This window comes from Pseudomonas sp. 24 E 13 (assembly GCF_900004715.1).
Taxonomy (GTDB): domain Bacteria; phylum Pseudomonadota; class Gammaproteobacteria; order Pseudomonadales; family Pseudomonadaceae; genus Aquipseudomonas; species Aquipseudomonas orientalis_A.
Genome location: NZ_CVTO01000159.1, coordinates 3,808 through 9,758, shown reverse-complemented (window position 1 = coordinate 9,758; position 5,951 = coordinate 3,808). Strand labels below are relative to the sequence as shown.

7 protein-coding genes are annotated in these 5,951 nt (G+C 63.2%); 3 read left to right on the top strand and 4 right to left on the bottom strand.

All coding sequences use genetic code 11. The features are described 5' to 3' along the window. Positions 1–245: 245 nt before the first annotated feature. The gene (locus BFP90_RS25790; RefSeq protein WP_065898305.1) at positions 246–845 is read left to right on the top strand and encodes an NAD(P)H-dependent oxidoreductase; all 600 of its coding nucleotides are present in this window, start codon (positions 246–248) and stop codon (positions 843–845) included. 1 nt (position 846) lies between these two features. Here the strand turns inward: BFP90_RS25790 and BFP90_RS25785 are convergent, their stop codons facing one another. The 3 genes from BFP90_RS25785 to BFP90_RS25775 form a co-directional block, all read right to left on the bottom strand. Continuing rightward, positions 847–1,236 carry a hypothetical protein gene (locus BFP90_RS25785; RefSeq protein WP_065895435.1) on the bottom strand — a complete coding sequence of 130 codons (390 nt, stop codon included), beginning with the start codon at positions 1,234–1,236 and terminating at the stop codon, positions 847–849. A gap of 32 nt (positions 1,237–1,268) precedes the next feature. After that, positions 1,269–2,525, bottom strand: coding sequence for a 3-phosphoshikimate 1-carboxyvinyltransferase (locus tag BFP90_RS25780; protein WP_065898304.1), 1,257 nt, complete (start codon positions 2,523–2,525; stop codon positions 1,269–1,271). Between the two features lie 91 nt (positions 2,526–2,616). Beyond that, positions 2,617–3,171: a UPF0149 family protein gene (locus BFP90_RS25775; RefSeq protein ID WP_065898303.1), complete on the bottom strand. Its 555-nt coding sequence runs from the start codon at positions 3,169–3,171 to the stop codon at positions 2,617–2,619. Between the two features lie 161 nt (positions 3,172–3,332). Between BFP90_RS25775 and BFP90_RS25770 the strand changes: the two genes are divergently transcribed. Together BFP90_RS25770 and nudC are read left to right on the top strand one after the other, a co-directional pair. After that, positions 3,333–4,145 carry a crotonase/enoyl-CoA hydratase family protein gene (locus BFP90_RS25770; RefSeq protein WP_065895438.1) on the top strand — a complete coding sequence of 271 codons (813 nt, stop codon included), beginning with the start codon at positions 3,333–3,335 and terminating at the stop codon, positions 4,143–4,145. Positions 4,146–4,150: 5 nt separating this feature from the next. Further along, positions 4,151–4,984, top strand: coding sequence for an NAD(+) diphosphatase (gene nudC, locus BFP90_RS25765; RefSeq protein WP_065898302.1), 834 nt, complete (start codon positions 4,151–4,153; stop codon positions 4,982–4,984). On the opposite strand, the gene BFP90_RS25760 is transcribed toward nudC, so the two are convergent. Then, positions 4,952–5,731, bottom strand: a complete 780-nt coding sequence (locus tag BFP90_RS25760) for a TSUP family transporter (RefSeq protein ID WP_065898301.1) — start codon at positions 5,729–5,731, stop codon at positions 4,952–4,954. The two genes, nudC and BFP90_RS25760, sit on opposite strands and share 33 nt — an antisense overlap. Positions 5,732–5,951: the final 220 nt, after the last annotated feature.

Sequence of the window (5,951 nt, the reverse complement as noted above, 5' to 3'; positions counted from 1 at the left end):
CGCTTTTCAAAAGTGAGCCGCCGTCAGGGCGGAACCCTAAGCAGCCGTTACCGCAGAAACGGATATGTACCCGGTCCAATCCAACATCCTGGTCGGCCCAGAGGCCGCCATCGGGGGCAAGCCCCCTCCCACAGTTGGTTTGTTTTACCCGACAGACCTCATCCTGCTGCGCTTGCTATCTACCAAAAGTAACTTAAGGATGGTAACTTACTAAAGGTAGATTAAGCCCAAAAGGACGCCATGCCATGCACGCACAGATCGTTGTTGCCCATCACGACCCGCAATCCCTCACCCGCAGCGTGGCCGAGCAGGTCGGCGCGGGTTTGAGCGCTTGCGGCCACACCTTTGAAATCGCCGACCTCGCAGCGGAAGGTTTCGACCCACGCTACACCGCCGCTGACCACCAGGTACACCGCAGCGGCGCAATGCCGCCGGCGGATGTGCGGGCCGAACAGGCACGCATCGACCGCGCCGACGCGTTGGTGCTCGCGTTCCCGATCTACTGGTGGTCCATGCCGGCGTTGCTCAAGGGCTGGATCGACCGCGTCTTCGTCAACGGCTGGGCGATCGAGTACGGCCCGGACATCCCCATGACCAAGAAACTGCGGCACTTGCAGGTGCATCTGCTGGCCTTGGGCGCTGCGGATGCAAGCGCCTTTGACCGGCACGGCTATGCCAAGGCCATGCGCACGCAGATCGATTACGGGATCTTTGACTATTGCGGCGCGCAGGTGCTGACCTCGGAGCTGCTGCTGGACTCGGAAACCGACAGTGCCCAGGCGCATTTGCACAAGGCCAGGATGGTTGGGCAGGGGCTGTTTGAGCGTGAGACAGTCGCCGGGTGATTCAAGCGTCGCGAAACAGGTCGTGGGCGTCCAGCAAGCGGTAGGCAATCTCGGGCTGCTTCTCCATGCCGCGACGAATCGCTGCCGGGATCGATTGCCGGGTCTTGCGACACAGGCCGGGCAGTTCGTCGATGACGATCTGGATCCCGCGCATGCTCTTGACCTCGGTATGGCCCGGCGCGATATGCAGGCGGATGCCCAATTGTTCGTACATACGCTGCTGCATATGCTCCAGGTCCTGCAGGCTCTTGAGGTTTTCCAGGCGCTCGAGCAGGCGTTTTTCTTCCTGGCGTGTCAGGTTGAGAATGCGCAGGTCGGCGCCGGGCGCCTCCAGCAAGCGTTCGCGCTCGCAGACGCAGGCGCCGGGCGGGCAGGGTTGGCGAATGGTCATGTGCGTGCCCTCCCGTAACCTGCGCGGTGGCCTTAGTAGCTGAGCGTCACGCCGAGGCTGCCCAGGGCCTTCCAGTACCCAGGATAGGTCTTGGCCACGCAGTCCGGATCTTGAATGTGAATGCCCGAGACTTTCAGCCCGGCCAGGGCAAAGCACATGGCGATGCGGTGGTCGGCATGGGTGTCGATCGATGCGTTGCACGATGTGCCGGCCAGGGCCGGGTCGGCGGCCACCAGCAGATCGTCGCCCTCGATGGTCGCCAGGCCCGCACGGATTGCGTTGAGGCCGTCATGCAGCGCCTGCACGCGGTCACATTCCTTGACGCGCAGGTTGGCCAGTTCAGTAAAGCGCACCGGGGTGTTGTTGAAGGCGGCGAGCACCGCCAGGGTCGGGATGGCGTCCTGCATCTGCGAGCCCACTACCGTAGCCGGCATGTTCGGGAACTGGGCGATCACTGCCTGGGCCTTGGCGTCCGGCTGGGTGAAATCCTCGGCGGCGACGCCGATGTCGATACGGCCGCCGGTCAATACTTCTGCGGCCCACAAGTAGGTGGCTGCGGAGGCGTCGGGTTCGATCAGGTAATCGTGGGCGGTGTAGCCGGTCGCGGCCACGCGCCAGGTGCTGTCGTCGACGGCTTCAACCTGAGCGCCGAAGGCACGCATGCAATCGAGGGTCAGGTCCACATAGCCACGGGCACCGATGTCCTTGCCGGTCAATGCGACTTCAATCGGCGCTTCGCCGCAGGCTGCGAGCATCAGCAGCGCCGATACATATTGGCTGGACAGCCCGCCATCGATCTCGAAGCGCTTGGCCTGGACCTTGCCCACGCCGTGCACGGTCACCGGTGGGCAGCCGGTCGGGCTGTCGACCCGGATGCCGTGCTGGCCGAGGGTGGCGAGCAGTGGCCCGATCGGGCGCTTTTGCATGTAGTCGTCGCCGTCCAGTACCACGGTGCCTTCCACGGTGGCGACAGCGGCGGTGAGAAAGCGCATGGCGGTGCCGGCATTGCCGAGGAACAGCGGCTGCGCCGGCCATTGCAGTTTGCCCTGGCCGGTAACCACGAAGGTGGTGTCGTCCGGCTCATCGATGGTCACGCCCATCTGCCGCAGGGCTACCGACATGTGGCGGGTGTCGTCGCTCTTCAGGGCGCCGCTCAAGCGGCTGGTGCCGTTGGCCAGGGCCGCCAGCAGCAGGGCGCGGTTGGTAATGGATTTGGAGCCGGGGGGCGCGACCTTGCCATTGAGAGGAAAGTTGGGCGGTGTAACGGTCACGGTTTTCTGCGAACTCAAGGGACAAGGCTCCTGATCAAGGCGAGGTGGCATGGAGTGGCCGACGGGGCGGACCCGAATAATCGGCCAAAGGTGCGGTGCTTGTCGAGATTTAGCGCTGGCTCAGCCAGTAATCGTGCAGCGCTCGGGCGGCCGGTTCGATTTCGCCGACCTGTTGCTGATGCGCCTGCACATCCAGGTCCGCCGGCAACTCGAAATTATCCTGCTCGGCGCACCAGGAGATTTTTTCGAACTGAACGGCCAGTTCGGCGGGCAGCGCTGGCCAGTTGCCAATGGCGGCGCCACGGATGTAGCCAAAGCACCATTCTTCCGCAAGGGTCACAGACTGGCCGTGGTGTTCTTTTTCATCGAACAGGGCCTTGAATGTCGTGGAATCGCCAGCCAGTTGCGCCGCCAGCGTGTTGAAGTGGCGTACACACAGGTCCAGGAACTGCCCGGCCTCTGCGGGGCTTTCCCAGTCCGGGTGCTGCCCGCCCCAGATTGCCGGGAACCACTCGGCGATCTCCACCTGCGTCGGGCTGGAGACCAAGGCCGTGAAATAACCGTCGAGTTCAGCCAGGTTCAGCACCGAATGGTCGTCGCCGTACTTGAGCAGGGTCTCCTCGATCAGGTCGAAATCGGCGGGGGTGAGGGGCTGGGCGTGCATGGGGCATATCCTTCAAACGTCGAACGCCGCAGTGGGGCGGCTTAAAGCGCCAAGGATGGCGCCTGGCAAGGTTTTTTGCCAGTCCCGCTTTTGGCCGATGCGCCGTTGCCTGGCCTTGTTATAGTTCAGGCCTTATCACTCGCCAGTCAGGGATCACTGCCATGTCCGAATACCAAGCTTTCGTCGTCGAACTCAACGGCAACGTTGCCCATGTGCAGATCAACCGCCCGGAAAAGATCAACGCGATGAACGCGGCGTTCTGGAGCGAAATCATCGATATCTTCCAATGGGTCGAAGACACCGATGCCGTGCGCGCGGTGGTGCTCAGCGGTGCTGGCAAGCACTTTTCCTCCGGTATCGACCTGATGATGCTCGCTTCGGTAGCCAACGAGCTCGGCAAGGATGTGGGCCGTAACGCGCGCGTGCTGCGGCGCAAGATCCTCGAACTGCAAGCCTCGTTCAATGCGGTCGACAACTGCCGCAAGCCGGTGCTGGCAGCGATCCACGGCTATTGCATCGGCGGCGCCATCGACCTGATCAGCGCCTGTGACATGCGCTACGCCGCCGAGGATGCGCTGTTCTCGATCAAGGAAGTCGACATCGGCATGGCCGCCGACGTCGGCACCTTGCAACGCCTGCCGCGCATCGTCGGCGACGGCATGTTGCGCGAACTGGCCTACACCGGTCGTCAGTTCGGCGCCGAAGAAGCGCGCAGCATCGGCCTGGTCAATCGCGTGTATGCCGACTCGACCAGCCTGTTGGCGGGCGTCATGGCCATCGCCCATGAAATCGCCGCCAAGTCGCCGATTGCCATCACCGGCACCAAGGCGATGATCAGCTATATGCGCGACCACAGCATCAATGACGGCCTGGAATACGTTGCCACCTGGAACTCGGCTATGTTGCAATCCAACGACCTGCGCGTGGCCATCGCGGCCCATATGAGCAAACAGACACCCGAATTCGTGGATTGATTGATATGACCCCAGGCTGGATTACCACAACGCTGCTGGACAACGACGCCGCCGGCGGCTGGGCCGTGGCCCGCAGCCGCGATGGCTTTTTGCACGATGCCAACGGGCCGCTGTTCCCCCGCGAATGGCTCAAGCGCCAGGACCTGTCGGTCTTTGCCGAACACGGCATCGGGCATCTCGATGGCGAGCCGGTGTACCTGCTGGAAATCAACGGTACTGCTGAGGTGCCGGGCTGCAGCTGGCAAGGCCTGCGCGGCTTTATGCTGCAAGGCGATCACACGCTGTACAAAGTGCTGGGTTATGCCGCACAGATCGGCACCTGGGCGCGCGAGCATCGCTTCTGCGGCAGTTGCGGCCAGGCCATGGTCCAGGTGCCACGGGAACGGGCGATGTACTGCCAAGCCTGCGACCTGCGCAGCTATCCGCGGATTTCGCCGAGCATGATCGTGCTGGTGACCCGTGGCGATGAAATCCTGCTGGCGCGCTCGCCACGCTTTGTCACCGGGGTCTACAGCACCCTGGCCGGCTTTGCCGAGCCGGGTGAGTCGGCTGAAGACTGCCTGATCCGTGAGGTGCGCGAGGAAGTGCAGGTCGAGGTGAAGAACCTGCAGTATATGGGCAGCCAGTGCTGGCCGTTCCCGCATTCGATGATGCTGGGCTTTCATGCCGAGTATGCCGGTGGCGACATCGTGCCCCAGGCCGACGAAATCGAAGATGCGCAGTGGTTCAATATCCACGACCTGCCGCCGTTGCCGGCGTCACGCTCGATTGCGCGTTACCTGATCGACCTCTATGTGGCGCGCCGCCTAGGCCACGCTGAGCCAGTGCTGCCAGGCTAGGCGCACGGTCAGGCCGAGCACCACGGTGATGAACACCGGGCGAATGAACTTGGCGCCGCCGCTGATGGCGCTGCGAGCGCCAAAGAATGCGCCGCCCATCACCGAGATGCCCATCGCCAGGCCGACGATCCAGTCCACCGAACCGTTGATGATGAACACCGTCAATGCCGCCGCGTTGCTGACGAAGTTCATGCTGCGCGCCACGCCGCTGGCCTTCACCAGGTCGATCGGGTGCAGCAGCATCGTGCTCACGGTCCAGAACGCGCCGGTGCCTGGCCCGGCTACGCCGTCGTAGAACCCCAGGCCGAAGCCCTGGGTGGCCTGCCATTTCTTCTTGATGGGTGCCTCGGCGTCCAGCGGCGCCTTGGGCGTGCCGCCGAACAGCAGGTACACCCCGCAGGCGAACACGATCACCGGCAGCATCTTGTTCAGGGTTTCGGCGGGCAAATAGTGCGCGACCACGGCGCCGGTCAGCGCACCGATCAACGTACCGACGATGGCATGCACCCATTGGCGCGGGTGGAACAGCTTGCGGCGGTAGAAGGTAAAGCTGGCGGTGGCCGAGCCAAAGGTGGAACTGAGCTTGTTGGTGCCCAGCACCAGGTGCGGTGGCATGCCGGCGGTAAGCAGGGCAGGGGTGGTGAGCAGGCCGCCGCCGCCGGCGATGGCGTCGATGAAACCGGCAACAAAGGCCACGACGGCGAGAATGGCGAGGGTGGTCAGGTCAACGCTGAGTTCGAAGGGCATGGGCAGGGCTTATTGTTGGCGGGGCTGCTGGGAAGGCCGCCATCTTACCCCCCGGATGTACGCAAAACCAAATGTGGGAGGGGGCTTGCCCCCGATGGCGGCCTGAGGGCCGACCAGGATGTTGGATTGGACCGGGTACATATCCATTATTTAGGTAACGGCTGCTTAGGGTTCCGCCCTTACGGCGGCTCACTTTTGAAAAGCGCAAAAGTAAGCAAAA

What these genes read in the sequence shown, in the direction of transcription:
- BFP90_RS25790 (WP_065898305.1), top strand. Translation starts at nt 246, where the DNA reads ATGCACGCACAGATCGTTGTTGCCCATCACGACCCGCAATCCCTCACC.
- nudC (WP_065898302.1), top strand. Translation starts at nt 4,151, where the DNA reads ATGACCCCAGGCTGGATTACCACAACGCTGCTGGACAACGACGCCGCC.
- BFP90_RS25770 (WP_065895438.1), top strand. Translation starts at nt 3,333, where the DNA reads ATGTCCGAATACCAAGCTTTCGTCGTCGAACTCAACGGCAACGTTGCC.
- BFP90_RS25760 (WP_065898301.1), bottom strand. Translation starts at nt 5,731, where the DNA reads ATGCCCTTCGAACTCAGCGTTGACCTGACCACCCTCGCCATTCTCGCC.
- BFP90_RS25775 (WP_065898303.1), bottom strand. Translation starts at nt 3,171, where the DNA reads ATGCACGCCCAGCCCCTCACCCCCGCCGATTTCGACCTGATCGAGGAG.
- BFP90_RS25785 (WP_065895435.1), bottom strand. Translation starts at nt 1,236, where the DNA reads ATGACCATTCGCCAACCCTGCCCGCCCGGCGCCTGCGTCTGCGAGCGC.